Origin of the sequence: Bacillus sp. 0909A, assembly GCF_036765115.1 — a bacterium.
Classification (GTDB): domain Bacteria; phylum Bacillota; class Bacilli; order Bacillales; family Bacillaceae; genus Bacillus; species Bacillus mojavensis.
The window spans coordinates 92,146-110,060 of the sequence record NZ_JBAIZU010000005.1 but is presented as its reverse complement, the minus strand read 5'-3'; the positions used below and the strand labels follow the sequence as shown (position 1 = coordinate 110,060).

Here is a 17,915-nt window from a genome sequence, read left to right as displayed (position 1 = left end):
GAGCCTTTGCCGGCTCTTTTTTATGTATTGTTTTGTTCCTGAAGATTCTTCTGATGCTTGCGGTCAATTCTGTCGTAAATGACGTTCATCAGCTTTGGGTTGCCCATGATCGCCTCTTTGTTTTCCTGGATCAGCTGTTGGTAGGTTTTTATTTTACGCTTTGGCATGCCCTGGCGCCTCCTGACAATGTTTTATATTCACTTTCCAGCTCCATCAGTGACAATTCATATAAATGTCGCGTTGACTTTTTGTATATACCATTCTGTATTAACAGATGAATGAGATGTTTTTTTCTGATTTCTGCAGACTGAGGTGTCATTGTGTCACCAACCTCCAATCAATCGATATTGATAATCATTATCAATTAACATCAGTATACAATGTCCGCCACAGCCTGTAAAGGTGAAAACAGTCCTATTCTTTCGTCAGTAAGCAAACCTTCAACATATCGACAAAAAGTTTCCCGGGCAATAATTGCTGTCGAAATTTCCCTTCCCGTTGAGAAGAGCTGCTGCTATTTTTCATGTTTTTACCCATACTATGTAATAGAATGGAGGCTGGTATTCAATGGGGAGGACAGATAATCTTAAAAAGGGAGAAAAAGGAGCAGTCCTCAATATTTTGGCATATATCATTCTTGCTGCTGTTAAGCTGACAATCGGAATATTGTATCATTCTGAAGCACTGAGAGCAGACGGATTAAACAATGGGACAGATATTGTGGCATCAATAGCGGTGCTGATCGGACTGCGTATTTCCCAAAGGCCGGCTGACAGCGACCATCCATATGGCCATTATCGGGCTGAAACAATTTCGTCCCTTATTGCGTCTTTTATTATGATGGCTGTCGGGATTGAAGTGTTAATCGGCGGAGGAAAAGCGATTGCGGGCGGCACCTCAGAAACGCCGAGCCTTATCGCGGCGTGGACGGCTTTAGGCAGTGCGGTGTTTATGTACGGCATCTATTTATATAACAAAAGGCTCGCAGCATCCATTAAAAGCTCTGCACTTATGGCGGCGGCGAAAGACAGCAGGTCAGACGCATTTGTCAGTGCCGGAGCATTTATCGGTGTCATTTCTTCCCAGCTGCAGCTGGCTTGGATAGACCCGGTTACGGCTTTTGTGATCGGAATCATCATTTGTAAGACAGCCTGGGATATCTTCAAAGACGCTTCGCATTCATTAACGGACGGGTTTCACTTGAAGGACCTTGAACCTTATAAACAGACTGTCGGCCGGATAGAAAATGTGCATCGTCTTAAGGATGTGAAAGCGCGATACTTGGGCAGCACAGTACATATAGAGATGGTCATTACAGTTGATCCGAAGCTGACAGTAGAGGAAGGCCACGGGGTCGCAGATGAGGTGGAAAACAAAATAAAACATGAACACGATGTCACTCATGTTCATGTTCACGTAGAGCCCGACGACACAAAATAGGGCTGCTTATCGAATTAGCTTATATGTTCTGATAAGAATTCAGTCACTTCTTCAGGCGTTTTGGCATTGGCGCTGTGAAGATGGCCTGTTTTTTGTCCATTTTTGAAAATGAGCAGGCTTGGAATACCCATCACCTGATATGTTTCAGCCGGTTCAGGAAGCTCGTCCTTATTCAGCTCGTACCAATCGTTTTGATTGTACGTTTCCAAAATATCGCCGATGAACATATTCATGCGTGTGCAGTCAGGGCACCAATCAGCATAAAACTTTACGATGATTTCTTTATCAGATTGAATCAGTTCATTAAATTGTTCTTTTGTTGTGATTTTTTTCATATGTCACATCTCCTTTTCAATGCCATTTTAATATAAAATAAAAAGGAATTACATACAAATGCATTCAGCTTCAGCATGCCCAAAAATAATTAGATCATTTTCTTGTGAAAGTGATAAGATAGTAAAGATGAATTGTAGTGGGGGGAGTATCCATTGAAAACAAGTCTAGGATTAGTGTACGGCGGTAAGTCAGCCGAACATAATGTTTCGCTTCAGACAGCTCTGGCTGTAACAAAAGCGCTAAATACTGAGAAGTTTGATATACATCCAATTTATATAACTGAAAAAGGCGAATGGATAAGAGGCGCACGTTTAACAGAGCCTGTTTCCAACGTAAAAATGCTTCAGCTTGAGCAGGGCGGAACCGCTTTTTCTCCATCTGCTCTCAACCAGGAGATGTTTCCGCAGGAAGTGTCACAGCAAAATGAAGCAATTGATGTCGTATTCCCGCTCCTGCACGGCCCGAACGGAGAGGACGGAACGATTCAGGGAATGCTTGAACTTTTAAATATTCCTTATGTCGGCAACGGCGTGCTTGCTTCCTCAGCTGGTATGGATAAAGTTGTCATGAAGCATTTGTTTGCACAAGCCGGCCTTGCACAGGCGAAATACACAGCCTTCCTTAAAAAAGACTGGACTCGTTCTCCTGAAGAAAGCTGCGAGCAGGTAGAACAAGAATTGGGCTATCCTTGCTTCGTGAAGCCGGCCAACCTTGGTTCAAGCGTCGGAATCAGCAAATGCCGCAATCGTGAAGAACTGCAAAAAGCATTTGAGCTTGCGTTCCAATATGACCGGAAAGTCGTGGTAGAAGAAGGCATCAACGGCCGCGAAATTGAAATCGGCGTTCTCGGAAATGATGATCCTAAGTGCTCTGCAGTGGGAGAAATCGCACCTAAGACTGATTTCTACGATTACAAAGCGAAATACGAGGATGGAGACACCGATCTGATTATTCCTGCGTCTGTAACAGATGAGGAATACGCGAAAATCAGTGAGATGGCCATCAGAGCGTTTAAATCAATTGACGGCTCAGGACTTGTCAGAGCGGACTTTTTCCTGACAGCTGACGGCGAAGTGCTGATCAATGAAGTAAACACGATGCCTGGTTTTACACCGTTCAGCATGTTCCCGCTTCTCTGGAAAGAGGCCGGAGTGGAATACGCTGACCTCATTGAACAGCTTGTAGAACTGGCTAAAGAACGCCACGCTGAAAAACAATTGATTAAACATACATTCTAAATGGAAACTGACACTGCCGGTAAAAGGGCAGTGTCTTTTCCCGTATACCACCAAAAGAAAGAGAGTGACCTTACTTGATTAAGCGAACCGTAAAGAAAATTGCCGAAATGGTCAAAGGCACACTAACAAACCCGCAATATGAAAATACAGTCATTCATGGAGTAGCTACAGATACAAGAAAGCTGGAAAGCAATCAGCTTTTCATCCCGCTGAAAGGGGAACATTTTAACGGCCACACTTTTGTGCCGCAAGCTTTTGAAGCTGGTGTGTCTGCCGTTCTGTGGAACCGCTCTGAACCCAATCCGCCCGAGAATCAAGCCGTGATTTTAGTGGAAGATACTTTGTCAGCGCTCCAGCAGCTTGCAAAAGCTTATTTACAGGAGCTCGGCACACGTGTCATCGGGGTAACAGGAAGCAATGGCAAAACGACGACCAAAGACATGATTCACGCTGTCCTGCAAACGCGGTACCGCGTTCATAAAACAGGAGGGAATTTCAACAATCATATCGGGCTGCCGCTTACAGTGTTAGCGATGCCTGAGGATACAGAAATTGCCGTATTGGAAATGGGAATGAGCGCAAAAGGAGAAATTGACCTCCTGACGCGCTTGGCAAATCCGGATGCGGCAGTGATAACAAATATCGGCGAATCCCACATGCAGGATCTTGGTTCAAGAGAAGGCATCGCGGAAGCGAAACTGGAAATTATCAACGGCCTGAAAGAAGACGGTGTGCTGATTTATATCGGAGACGAACCGCTTTTGCAAAAGGCTTACAGCTGCCAAACGAAAACATATGGTACTGGAGCGCAAAACGATTATCAGCTGCAGGATGTCAGCCAGAGTGAAGCGGGGACCCATTTTACGATCAAAGGCATAGAAAAACCGTTTTTTATCCCTATACTAGGCAAGCATAATGTAATGAACGCCATGGCGGCAATTGCCGCAGGGGTTTATTTCGGCATCGCGCCTGAGGATGCGGCAAAAGGGTTAAGCAGCCTGAAGGTCACTGGCATGAGACTTGAATTGATGAAAACAGACAGCGGCATTTCTATTATTAATGACGCTTATAACGCGAGCCCGACGTCGATGAAGGCTGCGATCCAATTGACAGAAAGCCTTGAAGGATACGGGAAGAAAATGGTCGTGCTCGGAGACATGCTTGAACTCGGCGATCTTGAAGAAACGTTCCATAAAGAATGCGGCGCTGTGATTAGCCCGGACAAAATTGACCTCGTCTTTACGTATGGAAAACTTGGGGCATTTATCGCGGAAGGTGCGATGGAACATTTTGATAAAGAGCGCGTCTGCCACTTCAGCGAGAAAAAAGATCTTACTCAGGCCCTGAAGAATAAAGCGGCAAAGGGAGATTTGATTTTATTCAAAGCGTCAAGAGGTATGAAGCTTGAAGAAATCGTTAAAGATTTAATGGAGAGCCCGTTTTCTTAAAAAATCCTGCGGAAAAAAGCAGATTGCAATCATAAAATAAAAATGATGTGCAGACACTAATGTATGCCGGCCCGAAATAATTTATGTATGACTGGCTCAGGCTATGGTACAATAATGACAGGTTTATTTCGCGATACGAAAATATGTGTACGGACCGCCATCCGCTGACCTTAGGTTTTCCGCGGACACAAGGAGCGGGATTGGGCATGTCCGGCATATTTGGTTAGCAGGTTAGCGAGCGCATTCAAAATGCTGATCTGCTTACCGCGTTATTGAAAAACATGTAGTGTAATGGTAAGATAAAACTTAAAGTAATTCGGGCTTTGTATACGTAAGGATCCTGTCCTTTTTCCATGGAGGGCAGTTTTTAAGTGGTAAATCACGACATTACTGAAACAGCAATTAGAAGGAGTTTGAATAATTTGACTATAACGTTTCAAGATTTTCAATTAAGTTCTGATCTCATGAAGGCAATTAACCGTATGGGATTTGAAGAAGCAACGCCGATTCAGGCACAAACGATTCCGCTCGGACTTTCAAATAAAGATGTCATTGGACAAGCGCAAACAGGAACAGGTAAAACAGCTGCGTTTGGTATACCCCTTGTTGAGAAAATTAACCCCGAGTCTCCTAATATTCAAGCAATCGTAATCGCACCAACCCGTGAACTAGCCATTCAAGTATCTGAAGAATTATATAAAATCGGACAAGATAAACGTGCGAAAGTTCTTCCTATTTACGGTGGACAGGATATTGGACGACAAATCCGGGCGTTAAAGAAAAACCCGCATGTCATTGTCGGAACACCAGGACGTCTTCTTGACCACATTAACCGCCGCACGATTCGTTTAAACAACGTAAATACAGTTGTAATGGATGAAGCGGATGAAATGCTGAATATGGGGTTCATCGACGACATTGAATCTATTCTTTCAAATGTGCCGAGCGAGCATCAGACGCTTTTGTTCTCAGCTACAATGCCAGCGCCGATCAAACGCATTGCAGAGCGTTTCATGACTGAGCCTGAACACGTAAAAGTAAAAGCAAAAGAAATGACTGTTTCTAACATTCAGCAGTTCTATTTGGAAGTGCAGGAACGTAAAAAGTTCGACACACTGACTCGTCTTCTTGACATTCAGTCTCCTGAGCTTGCGATTGTATTCGGACGTACCAAACGCCGTGTTGATGAACTGGCAGAAGCCCTGAACCTTCGCGGATATGCAGCTGAAGGAATTCACGGTGATTTAACGCAGGCGAAACGTATGGTTGCGCTTCGCAAATTTAAAGAAGGTGCAATCGAAGTACTTGTTGCAACTGATGTTGCAGCTCGCGGACTCGATATCTCAGGTGTTACACACGTGTACAACTTCGACGTGCCTCAAGATCCTGAAAGCTATGTTCACCGTATCGGAAGAACTGGCCGTGCAGGTAAAACAGGTATGGCGATGACGTTTATCACACCGCGTGAGATAAGCATGCTTCGCGCAATTGAACAAACAACGAAACGTAAAATGGACCGCATGAAAGAGCCGACACTAGATGAAGCGTTAGAAGGCCAGCAGCAGGTTACAGTTGATCGTCTTCGTACGACAATCAGCGAAAACAACTTGAACTTCTACATGACAGCGGCAGCTGAGCTGCTTGAAGATCATGATGCAGTGACAGTGGTTGCAGCGGCTATCAAAATGGCTACAAAAGAGCCGGATAGCACGCCTGTTCGCTTAACAGACGAAGCGCCGATGATCGGCAAACGCTACAAAAACCAACGCACTTCTAAACGCAGAGACGGACAAGGCGGCGGCTACCGTGGCGGTAAAGGGAAAAGCAACAACCGTTCTTCCTATGATAAAAAGCGTTCAAGCGATCGCCGTTCTTCAGGCGACAGACGCCAGAAAAAATCATACTAATTCTGTAAAGAATATAAGAGCCTAAAACATGAGTTGTTTTGGGCTTTTTTTATGTTCAAATGCATGACCATTAAGCAAACTTTCAGCTGACGGAACCGTTTTTTCTATGTATGCTTAAAGATGAAACTTTTTCTGCATAAGTGCGTATAAGTAACGATGATAAAAACGGGAGGTAGGTATTTTGAGAGAGCAGCCAAAAAACCAAATCAGTCCAGACGGATTAAAGGTTTGGCGACTTCAAGAGATAATAATATCCGCTGTCTGCTTGCTTATTGTCATAGCAGTTGCAGTGTTAAGTTATTTTTTTCATTGGCCTTACTGGATCAGCGGCGTGCTCGGCGCAGTTTGGCTGCTGGGTTCGGTCGTGACGGTTTATCTCATTCCAAAGGTCCGGCACAAAGTGTGGCGTTACGAAGTTCATGATAATGAAATAGACATTCAATCGGGTATCTTTGTTGTGACACGCGTGATCGTACCGATGGTCAGGGTCCAGCACGTAGACACCTCACAAGGGCCGTTATTAAGAAAATACAATCTGGCAACAGTGAAAATCTTTACGGCGGCAACTGTGCATTCAATTCCTGCTTTAGAGATGGAGGAAGCGGATCAGCTGAGAGACTCCATATCGCGCTTGGCAAGGGTGACTGACGATGATGTCTGAACCGAAGCGCCTTCACCCGGCGGCAGTCATTTTGAATTTATCCCATACCATTATTCAAACGATAAAAAATATCATTCTGCCATTCTTTTTTGTGTATATCGTCAACTCTAATCACACTGTCCGTTTTTACGGAGCCATCGCGCTCGGTGTTTTGTTCATCTGGCTCGTGGCAGCAAGCATTATCAAATGGAGAAAGTTTTCCTATCGAATCGAAGATGATGAATTTAGAATCGAAGAAGGCCTGTTTGTAACGAAAAAGAGATACATATCGATTGACCGGATTCAGACAATGAATACGAGTGCGGGAGTGGTCCAGCAAATTTTCAAGCTTGTCAAACTGCAAATTGAAACGGCTGGAGGCGGCAAAGAGGCGGAAGCAGTATTATCGGCTATTTCAGTTGAAGAAGCTGAAAGAATTAAAGAAGCCGTATTTAAGAAAAAAGCAGAAAGACATTCAATCGATACCGGGGAAGGCCTGTCAGAAGCTAAAGAGGCGGTCCCGGATGCGGAGCCGCAGGTGAGCTATAGCATGAATGCAAAAGAATTACTCATGGCCGCTTCAACATCCGGAGGGATCGGCGTAATTATCTCTGCTGTATTTGCGCTCATTTCTCAGCTGGACGAGGTGCTGCCGATGGATTGGCTCTTCAAGAAATTCTCCTTTCTGCAGCATGCCAACATAGGCATATACGCCGTGCTTATCTTTATCGGTTTATTTATCACCTGGATGCTCAGCATAGCCGGCATGATGTTCAAATATGCTAACTTTCAAATCATTAAAAAAGAGCAGGAATTGGTAATCTCAAGGGGTATTATTGAAAAACACCAAGTCACCATACCGCTTCGAAAAATACAAGCCATCAAAATAAAAGAAAACATCATCCGCCAGCTTTTCGGTTTTGCGACGGTGTCAATCGTCAGCGCAGGCGGCGGAGGAGACCCGGAAAAAGCAGAGGGCGCGTCGACCATTCTGTTTCCGATGATTCACAAAAAAAAGCTTCCCGGCATGCTGCGTACTTTTACACCGGAATACACGCTGGAAGAAAATCGCCGCCATCTGCCGCGGCGCGCATTGAAGCGGTACTTATTCCGCTCAACCATTTTTTCCATTTTTTTAATTATTCCACTCTGTATTTTCTTTCAGCCATGGGGCTATTTCTCGATTGTCCTGCTGCCGATTGAGTTGTTTTTCGGGTATCTTGCCTATAAGGATGCGGCCTGGGTGATCAGCGGAGACCGTCTCCAGCTGACATCGAGGTTTATCAGCAGAACGACTGCAATTGTGTTGAGAAAGCGAATGCAGGTATGCAAAGCGAGCCAATCTTATTTTCAAAAGAAGGGGAAGCTGTATACTCTTTCCACCTCGGTAAAATCGTCAAGCCATATGGAAGAATTAACGGTGAGAGATGTGGGAGAAGAGGATGCAGATTTCATTTTAAATTGGTACTCATATGAAAAAGCGGACGGTTAATACCGCCGCTCTTTTTTTTGCACACATAAAAAAGACAGGAGAAACCCGCCGCAAAGTCCAAACAGGTGGGCCATCATGTTAATATTGGAGTTGATAAACGACATGAGAACGGCAAAGGCAAGCAATGTGAGAATCATTTTGGAATTGTCCTGCCCGATCAGCTCTTTACGATAAAGAACCATAAACAGATAAACGCCGAACAGCCCGAAAATCGCGCCAGAAGCCCCGACATGCAGATAATCCAGCGGTTCTGTAAAATACGTGCCGATGTTTCCGATCATTCCGGAGCCTGCATACACAAGAAGGAAACGTGCTTTTCCAAGCATTCGTTCCAGAGCCGGTGCAAATAAAAAGATGGACATTGAATTAAACAGCAGATGGGTAAACCCTGCGTGAAGGAAAATCGGCGTGACCAGCCGCCACCATTCTCCGTTAGCGACGCCAAGGTTATAGCCTGTGAGAGCGTCTCTCCACAACGCGACTGAAGGGACAGGAAGTGAAAAGAACAGCCAGAGAATGGCCTGAGCAGCCAATATAAAGGTGACAACGGGATAAAGCCTGACAAAGGTTTGAAAGTTTTCAGTCCGTATAAACATGCCGAGCCCCATTTCTTCATTTTGGTATTTCTATAGTAACACGTTTATGAGACAAACCATTCAAATAGTACGAGCGCAAAGGTGGTTGTAAAATATGATTTACGGTATAGGATTAGACATCATTGAACTTAAGCGGATCGCTTCAATGGCCAATCGCCAGAAACGATTTGCCGAGCGCATTTTAACAGGCTGCGAGTTTGCTCAGTATCAGGAGCTTTCTGAGAAAAGAAAAATCGAATTTCTCGCAGGAAGATTTGCGGCAAAAGAAGCTTTTTCGAAAGCATACGGCACAGGAATAGGCAAGCACCTAAGCTTTCATGACATTGAAATTACAAAAGATTTGAATGGCAAGCCTTTTATTGTTTGCGCAAAGCTGAGCCAAGCCGCCGTTCATGTATCAATCACTCATGCGAAGGAATATGCGGCTGCGCAGGTTGTCATTGAAAGGTTGTCAAGCTAGTCTGCATATTAGGGACACCCCTCTCATATATTTGATAATGCATTAAGGGAGACGAGTTGTTTGAGGCTTTTATGGTACGCCTCTGTTCTGTTTAAACGTTTACCGAGCGTACCGTTAAAGTCAAACAAGCGATTTCTTCCTTTTACATCAATTGAGAAAAAGGGGTTGAAAAAGGTGAGAAAAAGCTTTGTTTTGCTTTTAACGGGACTGCTGGCTGTCCTTATTCTTTCTGCCTGCGGACAAAAATCACAGGAAGATGTCGTTACCGGGCTGGACGAGAAGGCGAAAGAATATACCTCGTACAAAGCAAAAGCAAAAATGACCATTGAGACAGGGAGTGACCCGCAAGTATACAATGTGGAAATTTGGCACAAAAAACCGTCTCTGTACCGGGTCTATCTGGAAAATCCGAAAAAGGACCAAAACCAAGTCATTTTACGAAACGAAAACGGAGTATTTGTTCTCACACCGTCTTTAAATAAGAGCTTCAGATTTCAAAGCGACTGGCCAAACAACAGCAGCCAAGTCTATTTGTTTGAATCGCTAGTGAAGGATATTCAAAACGATTCGGATGCAGTCTTCACTTCAAAAGAATCAAAATACGTATTTGAAACAAAAACGAACTATCAGCATAACAAAATGCTTCCGACACAAGAAATCACATTTAACAAGAAGGACATGAGCCCGTTATCTGTCAAAGTGATGGATACCGACCGAAAAGTGATGGTGAAAGTAGAGTTCAGCAGCTTCCAATTCAATAAGCAATTCGACAAAGAGTCCTTTGATGAAAAGAAAAATATGACCCTTTCTCAAATGGATGTCGCCACTAGTGCGAAACCTTCCGACTCTTTTGCCATTAAAACGCCGCTTGAACTGCCGCTAGGCGTAAAACTGCTTGAAGAAAAAGATATTTCAACGGAAGATGGCAAGCGCGTCATCATGACTTACGGCGGAGAAAAATCGTTTACCTTAATTCAGGAGAAAGCCCAGGTTGCGAAAGCTTCCTCCTCAGTTACGCTGAACGCGGAACCGGTTAACCTTGGCTACACAATCGGCGCCTTATCAGATGCCTCGCTAACATGGACTTACGAAGGTGTGGATTATCTTCTGTCATCTAAAGATCTGTCACAAGAGGAGATGGTGACAGTCGCCAAAAGCATGCAGGGACAATCATCCAAATAATCTCCTAAAGGCCGAATACAATTTGGCCTTTTTTTCGTCAGGCAGAATTTCACTTTGCCCTATAATTTTAGTATGATATGTAAATGATATTGAATAAACGCTAGGAAGTGTCATAAATGAGCACAAAACCTTTTTACAGAGATACGTGGGCGGAAATTGATCTGTCCGCGATTAAAGAAAATGTCAGTAATATGAAAAAACACATTGGTGAACAGGTCCACCTGATGGCGGTTGTGAAAGCAAATGCCTATGGACATGGGGATGCAGAAGTAGCGAAGGCTGCTCTTGAGGCAGGTGCTTCATGCTTAGCCGTGGCGATCTTGGATGAAGCGATTTCTCTTCGCCAGCGGGGCCTGACAGCGCCGATATTGGTGCTCGGTGCGGTGCCTCCGGAGTATGTGAAAATCGCAGCGGAATACGACGTGACTTTAACGGGGTATTCTGTTGAATGGCTTCAAGAAGCTGCTCGCCACCTCAAGAAAGCTTCCCTTCATTTTCATCTGAAAGTCGATACGGGAATGAACAGGCTCGGCGTGAAAACAGAAGAAGAGATTCATCACGTGATGACCATTCTGGAACGAAATCCGGGCTTAAAATGCAAAGGGGTCTTCACTCATTTTGCGACTGCTGATGAAAAACAAAGAGGCTACTTTTTGATGCAGTTTGAACGCTTTAAAGAATTGATTGCTCCTCTGCCTTTAAAGAAACTGATGGTTCACTGCGCCAACAGCGCCGCCGGACTGCGTCTGAAAAAAGGCTTTTTTAACGCGGTCAGATTTGGGATCGGCATGTACGGTCTTCGTCCGTCAGCGGAAATTACCGATGAAATCCCGTTTAAACTGCGACCCGCATTCACCCTGCATTCGACCCTGTCGCATGTCAAAAAGGTACACAAAGGGAAAAGTGTCAGCTACGGGGCGGAATACACAGCGGAAAAAGACACGTGGATCGGAACGGTACCCGTTGGTTATGCGGACGGCTGGCTCCGCAAATTAAAGGGAACAGAGATACTCGTAAAAGGAAAACGGCTGAAAATCGCCGGCCGAATCTGCATGGACCAATTTATGGTGGAGCTCGATCATGAATATCCGCCTGGCACAAAAGTCACTTTAATCGGCAGCCAGGGGGATGAATATATTTCCATGGATGAGATCGCAGGCAGGCTCGAAACCATTAACTACGAGGTGGCTTGTACAATAAGTTCGCGCGTCCCCCGTATGTTTTTGGAAAATGGGAGTATAATGGAAGTGAGGAATCCTTTATTGCAGGGGAATACAAGCAAATAGCTCATGTCACGATAGAGAATTTTTAAAACAGCTTTGCTTGATGAGTGAATAATGGTATCATTATCACTGGATGGATAAAAGAGTCGTATCCGTAAGTTTGGTGGAGGTGTATGTTTTTTGTCTGAATCCAGCGCAAGAACCGAAATGAAAATCAGCTTGCCCGAAAACCTAGTAGCTGAATTGGATGGTGTAGCGATGCGGGAGAAACGAAGCAGAAACGAACTGATATCACAAGCAGTGAGAGCCTATGTCAGCGAACGAACAACTCGTCACAACCGTGATTTGATGAGACGCGGCTATATGGAAATGGCGAAGATCAACCTGAATATTTCTTCCGAGGCTCACTTTGCGGAGTGCGAGGCTGAAACGACAGTTGAGCGCTTAGTCAGCGGAGGATAATCATTTGATTGTGAAACGCGGCGATGTTTATTTTGCTGATTTATCTCCTGTTGTTGGCTCAGAGCAAGGCGGGGTGCGCCCGGTTTTAGTGATCCAAAATGACATCGGAAATCGCTTCAGCCCAACTGCTATTGTTGCAGCCATAACAGCCCAAATACAGAAAGCGAAATTACCAACCCACGTCGAAATTGATGCAAAACGCTACGGTTTTGAAAGAGATTCCGTTATTTTGCTGGAGCAAATTCGGACGATTGACAAGCAAAGGTTAACGGATAAGATTACTCATCTGGATGATGAAATGATGGATAAGGTTGATGAAGCCTTACAGATCAGTTTGGCACTCATTGATTTTTAGTAATATTTGCCTAGTTGCTCAAATAGAGCAACTTTTTTTGTTTTCAAAAAAAATTAACGATATAATAGTGGAATAACGGAAAAAATATGTTGTTTTTTATCGGGAGGTAAGCGAATTTGATGTCGAACCAGACTGTATACCAGTTCATTGCCGAGAATCAAAATGAACTGCTCCAACTGTGGACTGACACACTAAAAGAATTAAGCGAGCAAGAATCCTATCAGCTGACTCACCAAGTGTATGAAAATATATCTAAAGAATATATCGACATTCTGCTCTCATCTGTTAAGGATGACAGTGCTGCTGAAAGCCAAATCAGCGAACTGGCGTTAAGAGCTGTCCAAATCGGACTCTCTTTAAAGTTTCTGGCTACGGTGCTAGCTGAATTTTGGAAGCGTCTCTACACGAAGATGAACGATAAGAGATTGCCAGATGAAGAGAGTACGGAATTAATCTGGCAGATCGACCGCTTTTTCAGCCCGATTAATACTGAGATTTTTAACCAATACTCAATTTCATGGGAAAAAACAGTATCACTGCAAAAAATTGCGCTGCAGGAGCTATCTGCGCCGCTCATCCCGGTGTTTGAAAACATCACCGTAATGCCGCTGGTCGGAACAATTGATACCGAACGAGCAAAAAGAATTATGGAAAACCTTCTTAACGGCGTTGTTAAACACCGGTCGCAAGTCGTGTTGATAGACATTACAGGTGTTCCTGTCGTTGATACGATGGTTGCCCACCATATTATTCAGGCGTCTGAAGCTGTAAGGCTTGTCGGAGCGAAATGCCTGCTCGCCGGAATACGGCCGGAAATTGCTCAGACAATCGTCAACCTGGGCATTGATTTATCCCAAGTTATAACTAAGAATACCCTGCAAAAAGGAATTCAAACAGCATTGGAACTGACGGATCGAAAAATCGTTTCATTGGGGGAATAACATTGTGAGACATCCGAAAATCCCGATCTTGAAACTGTATAATTGCTTATTAGTATCTATTCAATGGGAACTAGATGATCAAACCGCATTAACCTTTCAAGAAGACTTATTAAATAAAATATATGAAACAGGTGCTAACGGAGTCGTGATTGACCTGACATCTGTAGATATAATAGATTCATTTATCGCTAAAGTGCTGGGCGACGTCATTACAATGTCTAAGTTAATGGGGGCAAAAGTTGTCTTAACCGGCATTCAGCCTGCCGTTGCAGTTACGCTGATTGAACTTGGAATTGCACTTGAGGAAATCGAAACTGCACTCGACTTAGAGCAGGGGCTTGAGACATTGAAGCGGGAATTGGGGGAATAGCGAATGAACGACCAATCCTGTGTAAAAATCATGACAGAATGGGATATTGTGGCCGCCAGACAACTGGGACGAAACGTTGCAAAAGAGCTGGGTTTCGGCACGGTAGACCAGGCAAGGATCACAACGGCTATATCAGAATTAGCCAGAAACATTTATTTATATGCCGGCAAGGGCCAGATTGGGATTGAACAGGTCACAGATAGAGGAAAAAAGGGCCTGAAAATTATAGCGGAAGACAAAGGGCCGGGGATTCCAGATATCCGTAAAGTCATGGAAGACGGGTTTTCCACGTCAGGCGGACTCGGAGCGGGACTTCCCGGTGTGAAAAGGCTGATGGATGAATTCAGTTTAAATTCCGTAACGGGGGAAGGTACAGAGATACAAGCCATTAAATGGCTTCGGTAGGAGGTAAGAAAGTGGATTTTAGGGAGGTTATTGAGCAGCGGTATCATCAGCTGCTTAATCGATATATAGCCGAATTAACGGAAACATCTTTATATCAGGCCCAAAAATTCAGCCGAAAAACAATCGAGCATCAAATTCCTCCGGAAGAAATCATCAGCATTCACCGAAAAGTGCTGAAGGAGCTGTATCCAAGTCTCCCGGAAGATGTTTTTCATTCGCTGGATTTTTTAATAGAAGTCATGATTGGATATGGAATGGCTTATCAGGAGCATCAAACCCTTAGAGGGATACAGCAGGAAATCAAATCAGAAATTGAAATTGCAGCTAATGTACAGCAGACGCTTCTGGGAACAAAAATTCCGGAGGAAGAAGCGCTGGACATTGGCGCGATCAGTGTGCCCGCCAAACAGATGAGCGGTGATTATTACCATTTTGTTAAAGACAAAGAGTCCATTAATATTGCCATTGCTGACGTCATCGGTAAAGGGATTCCGGCAGCTTTATGTATGTCTATGATTAAATACGCAATGGATTCTTTGCCGGAAACAGGCATTCACCCATCACAGGTGCTGAAAAACTTGAATCGCGTTGTTGAACAAAACGTTGATGCCAGTATGTTTATTACGATGTTTTATGCCAATTACAATACGGACAATCATCGATTTACATACGCTTCAGCGGGACATGAACCGGGATTTTACTATTCTCAAAAAGATAATACATTTTATGATTTAGATGCTAAAGGGCTGGTTCTCGGAATTTCGCAAGATTATGACTACAGGCAATTTGACAAGCAACTTGAAAAGGGAGATATGATTGTTTTATTTTCTGACGGTGTTACAGAATGCAGGACGGAAAACGGTTTCTTGGAGCGTCACGATATACAGAAGCTCATTGAGGAACATATGTGTTGTGATGCCCAGGAAATGGTCAAAAACATTTATGACAGCCTCCTCAAATTGCAGGATTTTCAGCTTCATGATGATTTTACGTTAATTGTTTTAAGAAGAAAGGTTTAGCGTTCGCCGGCCGTGGGTATATAACTATTAGTTATTTAAAGGATAATTTGAGGTGATACGAATGAATATAAATATTGATGTGAAACAGAATGTCGATGATATACAAGTAAACATTGCTGGAGAAATTGATGTGTATTCAGCGCCGGTTCTAAGAGAAAAGCTCGTTCCTCTGGCGGAACAAGGTGCAGACTTAAGGATTTGCCTGAAGGATGTCAGCTACATGGACAGTACCGGACTTGGCGTCTTCGTAGGCGTTTTTAAAACAGTGAAAAAACAAGGCGGTTCCCTCAAGCTTGAAAATCTGTCTGACCGGCTGATCCGTCTGTTCGAAATTACTGGTCTTAAGGACATCATTGATATTTCAGCAAAGTCAGAAGGTGGAGTGCAATGAATAACAAAGCTGATTACATCGAAATGAAAGTGCCGGCCCAGCCTGAATACGTAGGGATTATACGGCTGACTCTGTCTGGTGTTGCAAGCAGAATGGGCTATACGTACGATGAAATTGAAGATCTGAAAATCGCAGTGAGCGAAGCTTGTACAAATGCGGTTCAGCACGCTTATAAAGAAGACAAAAACGGGGAAGTGTCAATACGATTCGGCGTGTTCGAGGATCGTTTGGAGGTCATTGTGGCAGATGAAGGCGACAGCTTTGATTTTGATGAAAAGCAGCAGGATCTTGGGCCGTACACACCTTCACACACAGTCGATCAATTATCAGAAGGAGGGCTCGGTCTATATTTAATGGAAACGCTCATGGATGAAGTCAGAGTGCAAAACAACTCCGGCGTCACCGTAGCGATGACAAAGTATTTAAATGGGGAGCGAGTTGATCATGACACAACCATCAAAAACTACGAAACTAACTAAAGATGAAGTCGATCGGCTCATAAGTGATTACCAAACAAAACAAGATGAACAGGCGCAGGAAACGCTTGTGCGGGTGTATACGAATCTGGTTGATATGCTTGCGAAGAAATACTCAAAGGGCAAAAGCTTCCACGAAGATCTCCGCCAAGTCGGCATGATCGGGCTTCTCGGCGCGATTAAGCGCTATGATCCCGTGGTGGGCAAATCGTTTGAAGCTTTTGCGATCCCGACCATAATCGGGGAGATTAAACGTTTCCTCAGAGATAAGACGTGGAGCGTTCATGTTCCGAGACGAATCAAAGAACTGGGGCCGAGAATCAAAATGGCGGTCGATCAGCTGACGACAGAAACACAAAGGTCGCCGAAAGTGGAAGAGATTGCTGAATTCCTCGATGTATCAGAGGAAGAGGTTCTTGAAACCATGGAGATGGGCAAAAGCTATCAAGCCTTATCTGTTGATCACAGTCTTGAAGCAGATGCGGACGGAAGCACAGTCACCATTCTCGATATCGTCGGTTCACAGGAGGATGGATATGAGCGGGTGAACCAGAAAATGATGCTGCAGAGCGTGCTTCATGTCCTTTCAGACCGTGAAAAACAAATTATAGACCTAACGTACATTCAAAACAAAAGTCAAAAAGAAACTGGGGACATTCTCGGTATATCTCAAATGCACGTCTCGCGTCTGCAGCGCAAAGCTGTGAAGAAGCTCAGAGAGGCCTTGATTGAAGATCCCTCCATGGAGTTAATGTAATGATCCAGGTTGAAGAAAACGAGCATATTCAAACCCTTGTATACCAACTGAATAAAGAAGGAAAATCGATTTGCGGTGACAGTTTTTTTATGAAAGCTGATGATCAAGAATTAATTTGTGCGGTAGCTGACGGACTTGGAAGCGGATCGCTTGCCAACGAATCTTCTTCAGCAATCAAAGACTTAGTGGAAAACTATGCGAACGAAGACGTACAAAGCATCATCGAACGCTGTAATCAGGCGATGAAAAACAAAAGAGGGGCTACAGCTTCTGTTTTGAAAATCAACTTTGAACAAAGGCAGTTTACGTACTGCTCCGTCGGAAATGTACAGTTTATTCTGCATTCCCCGTCTGGTGAAAGCTTTTATCCTCTCCCGATTTCAGGCTATTTATCAGGCAAGCCGCAAAAATACAAAACGCACACCGCTACCTATGAAAAGGGTTCTAAGTTCATTATACATACAGATGGACTCAACGTACCCGATATCCGCTCCCACTTAAAAAAAGGCCAATCGGTAGAAGAAATATCAAATTCGCTGAAAATGTATACGACATCTAGAAGAGACGATCTGACATATATTCTTGGACTGCTGTCCTAGGAAAGTAGAAAAAAGAAGCTGGGAAAGCCGGCTTCTTTTTTTGTAGTGGACTATTAATAAGCCACTTACGGAACTTTATGAGCGGCGGTTTACAGAAACTTTTAAAAATGAATAAAGATACAGGCAGCATCATCTGTCTTTTTTTATGTGTTTTTTTCTGTTTTTGATACACTAGAGA

Annotated in this window: 22 protein-coding genes and 1 pseudogene; 19 read left to right on the top strand and 4 right to left on the bottom strand. The window is 43.9% G+C overall.

Features of this window, described 5'->3' with window-relative positions; genetic code table 11:
- Positions 1–20: 20 nt before the first annotated feature.
- A complete protein-coding gene (gene fbpB, locus V6D42_RS17025; protein ID WP_010333101.1) occupies positions 21–167 on the bottom strand; it encodes a Fur-regulated basic protein FbpB in 147 nt (48 codons plus the stop codon).
- Positions 154–319 (bottom strand): annotated as a pseudogene (locus V6D42_RS17020) (Fur-regulated basic protein FbpA). The gene fbpB and the pseudogene V6D42_RS17020 overlap by 14 nt, the downstream one beginning before the upstream one ends.
- 248 nt (positions 320–567) lie before the next feature.
- Here V6D42_RS17020 and V6D42_RS17015 point away from each other — a divergent pair.
- Positions 568–1,440 carry a cation diffusion facilitator family transporter gene (locus V6D42_RS17015; protein ID WP_333514022.1) on the top strand — a complete coding sequence of 291 codons (873 nt, stop codon included), beginning with the start codon at positions 568–570 and terminating at the stop codon, positions 1,438–1,440.
- A 14-nt stretch (positions 1,441–1,454) separates the two neighbouring features.
- Here V6D42_RS17015 and V6D42_RS17010 read toward each other — a convergent pair whose 3' ends face one another.
- Entirely contained in the window at positions 1,455–1,775 is a 321-nt protein-coding gene (locus V6D42_RS17010; RefSeq protein ID WP_333514021.1) for a thioredoxin family protein, read from the bottom strand.
- A 153-nt stretch (positions 1,776–1,928) separates the two neighbouring features.
- On the opposite strand from V6D42_RS17010, the gene V6D42_RS17005 reads away from it, so the two are divergent.
- The 5 genes from V6D42_RS17005 (at position 1,929) to V6D42_RS16985 (ending at position 8,501) form a co-directional block, all read left to right on the top strand.
- Positions 1,929–3,014 carry a D-alanine--D-alanine ligase gene (locus V6D42_RS17005; RefSeq protein ID WP_168746982.1) on the top strand — a complete coding sequence of 362 codons (1,086 nt, stop codon included), beginning with the start codon at positions 1,929–1,931 and terminating at the stop codon, positions 3,012–3,014.
- Positions 3,015–3,088: 74 nt separating this feature from the next.
- Positions 3,089–4,462 (top strand): UDP-N-acetylmuramoyl-tripeptide--D-alanyl-D-alanine ligase, encoded by a 1,374-nt coding sequence (locus tag V6D42_RS17000; protein ID WP_333514020.1) that lies wholly within the window; start codon positions 3,089–3,091, stop codon positions 4,460–4,462.
- 422 nt (positions 4,463–4,884) lie between these two features.
- Positions 4,885–6,369, top strand: coding sequence for a degradosome RNA helicase CshA (gene cshA, locus V6D42_RS16995; protein WP_168746984.1), 1,485 nt, complete (start codon positions 4,885–4,887; stop codon positions 6,367–6,369).
- Between the two features lie 181 nt (positions 6,370–6,550).
- Positions 6,551–7,030 (top strand): PH domain-containing protein, encoded by a 480-nt coding sequence (locus tag V6D42_RS16990; protein ID WP_333514019.1) that lies wholly within the window; start codon positions 6,551–6,553, stop codon positions 7,028–7,030.
- Positions 7,020–8,501, top strand: a complete 1,482-nt coding sequence (locus V6D42_RS16985; protein WP_333514018.1) for a PH domain-containing protein — start codon at positions 7,020–7,022, stop codon at positions 8,499–8,501. The genes V6D42_RS16990 and V6D42_RS16985 overlap by 11 nt, the downstream gene beginning before the upstream one ends.
- Here the strand turns inward: V6D42_RS16985 and V6D42_RS16980 are convergent.
- Positions 8,498–9,097, bottom strand: a complete 600-nt coding sequence (locus V6D42_RS16980) for a rhomboid family intramembrane serine protease (protein WP_333514017.1) — start codon at positions 9,095–9,097, stop codon at positions 8,498–8,500. The two genes, V6D42_RS16985 and V6D42_RS16980, sit on opposite strands and share 4 nt — an antisense overlap.
- 94 nt (positions 9,098–9,191) lie before the next feature.
- Between V6D42_RS16980 and acpS the strand changes: the two genes are divergently transcribed.
- The 13 genes from acpS to rsbX all read left to right on the top strand — a co-directional run bounded on the left by acpS (position 9,192) and on the right by rsbX (position 17,737).
- On the top strand, positions 9,192–9,557 hold the full coding sequence (acpS, locus tag V6D42_RS16975; RefSeq protein ID WP_333514016.1) for a holo-ACP synthase: 366 nt from the start codon (positions 9,192–9,194) through the stop codon (positions 9,555–9,557).
- A 165-nt stretch (positions 9,558–9,722) separates the two neighbouring features.
- Positions 9,723–10,739, top strand: a complete 1,017-nt coding sequence (locus V6D42_RS16970) for a LolA family protein (RefSeq protein ID WP_333514094.1) — start codon at positions 9,723–9,725, stop codon at positions 10,737–10,739.
- 116 nt (positions 10,740–10,855) lie between these two features.
- Entirely contained in the window at positions 10,856–12,025 is a 1,170-nt protein-coding gene (gene alr, locus V6D42_RS16965; protein ID WP_333514015.1) for an alanine racemase, read from the top strand.
- 117 nt (positions 12,026–12,142) lie between these two features.
- Complete coding sequence (endB, locus tag V6D42_RS16960) at positions 12,143–12,424, top strand: type II toxin-antitoxin system antitoxin EndoAI (protein ID WP_003225183.1); 282 nt, start codon at positions 12,143–12,145, stop codon at positions 12,422–12,424.
- A 4-nt stretch (positions 12,425–12,428) separates the two neighbouring features.
- On the top strand, positions 12,429–12,779 hold the full coding sequence (gene ndoA, locus V6D42_RS16955; RefSeq protein ID WP_003156187.1) for a type II toxin-antitoxin system endoribonuclease NdoA: 351 nt from the start codon (positions 12,429–12,431) through the stop codon (positions 12,777–12,779).
- A 116-nt stretch (positions 12,780–12,895) separates the two neighbouring features.
- Positions 12,896–13,720 carry an RsbT co-antagonist protein RsbRA gene (rsbRA, locus tag V6D42_RS16950; RefSeq protein ID WP_333514014.1) on the top strand — a complete coding sequence of 275 codons (825 nt, stop codon included), beginning with the start codon at positions 12,896–12,898 and terminating at the stop codon, positions 13,718–13,720.
- 4 nt (positions 13,721–13,724) lie between these two features.
- A complete protein-coding gene (gene rsbS / locus V6D42_RS16945) occupies positions 13,725–14,090 on the top strand; it encodes an RsbT antagonist protein RsbS (protein ID WP_010333115.1) in 366 nt (121 codons plus the stop codon).
- Between the two features lie 3 nt (positions 14,091–14,093).
- On the top strand, positions 14,094–14,495 hold the full coding sequence (gene rsbT / locus V6D42_RS16940) for a serine/threonine-protein kinase RsbT (protein ID WP_010333116.1): 402 nt from the start codon (positions 14,094–14,096) through the stop codon (positions 14,493–14,495).
- Positions 14,496–14,506: 11 nt separating this feature from the next.
- Positions 14,507–15,514, top strand: coding sequence for a phosphoserine phosphatase RsbU (gene rsbU, locus V6D42_RS16935; protein ID WP_010333117.1), 1,008 nt, complete (start codon positions 14,507–14,509; stop codon positions 15,512–15,514).
- Between the two features lie 61 nt (positions 15,515–15,575).
- Positions 15,576–15,905, top strand: coding sequence for an anti-sigma factor antagonist RsbV (rsbV, locus tag V6D42_RS16930; RefSeq protein WP_333514013.1), 330 nt, complete (start codon positions 15,576–15,578; stop codon positions 15,903–15,905).
- Positions 15,902–16,384 carry an anti-sigma B factor RsbW gene (gene rsbW, locus V6D42_RS16925; protein WP_010333119.1) on the top strand — a complete coding sequence of 161 codons (483 nt, stop codon included), beginning with the start codon at positions 15,902–15,904 and terminating at the stop codon, positions 16,382–16,384. Before rsbV ends, rsbW begins: the two co-directional genes overlap by 4 nt.
- Positions 16,350–17,138 carry an RNA polymerase sigma factor SigB gene (gene sigB, locus V6D42_RS16920; RefSeq protein ID WP_333514012.1) on the top strand — a complete coding sequence of 263 codons (789 nt, stop codon included), beginning with the start codon at positions 16,350–16,352 and terminating at the stop codon, positions 17,136–17,138. Before rsbW ends, sigB begins: the two co-directional genes overlap by 35 nt.
- Positions 17,138–17,737 (top strand): phosphoserine phosphatase RsbX, encoded by a 600-nt coding sequence (rsbX, locus tag V6D42_RS16915; protein WP_010333121.1) that lies wholly within the window; start codon positions 17,138–17,140, stop codon positions 17,735–17,737. The genes sigB and rsbX overlap by 1 nt, the downstream gene beginning before the upstream one ends.
- Positions 17,738–17,915: the final 178 nt, after the last annotated feature.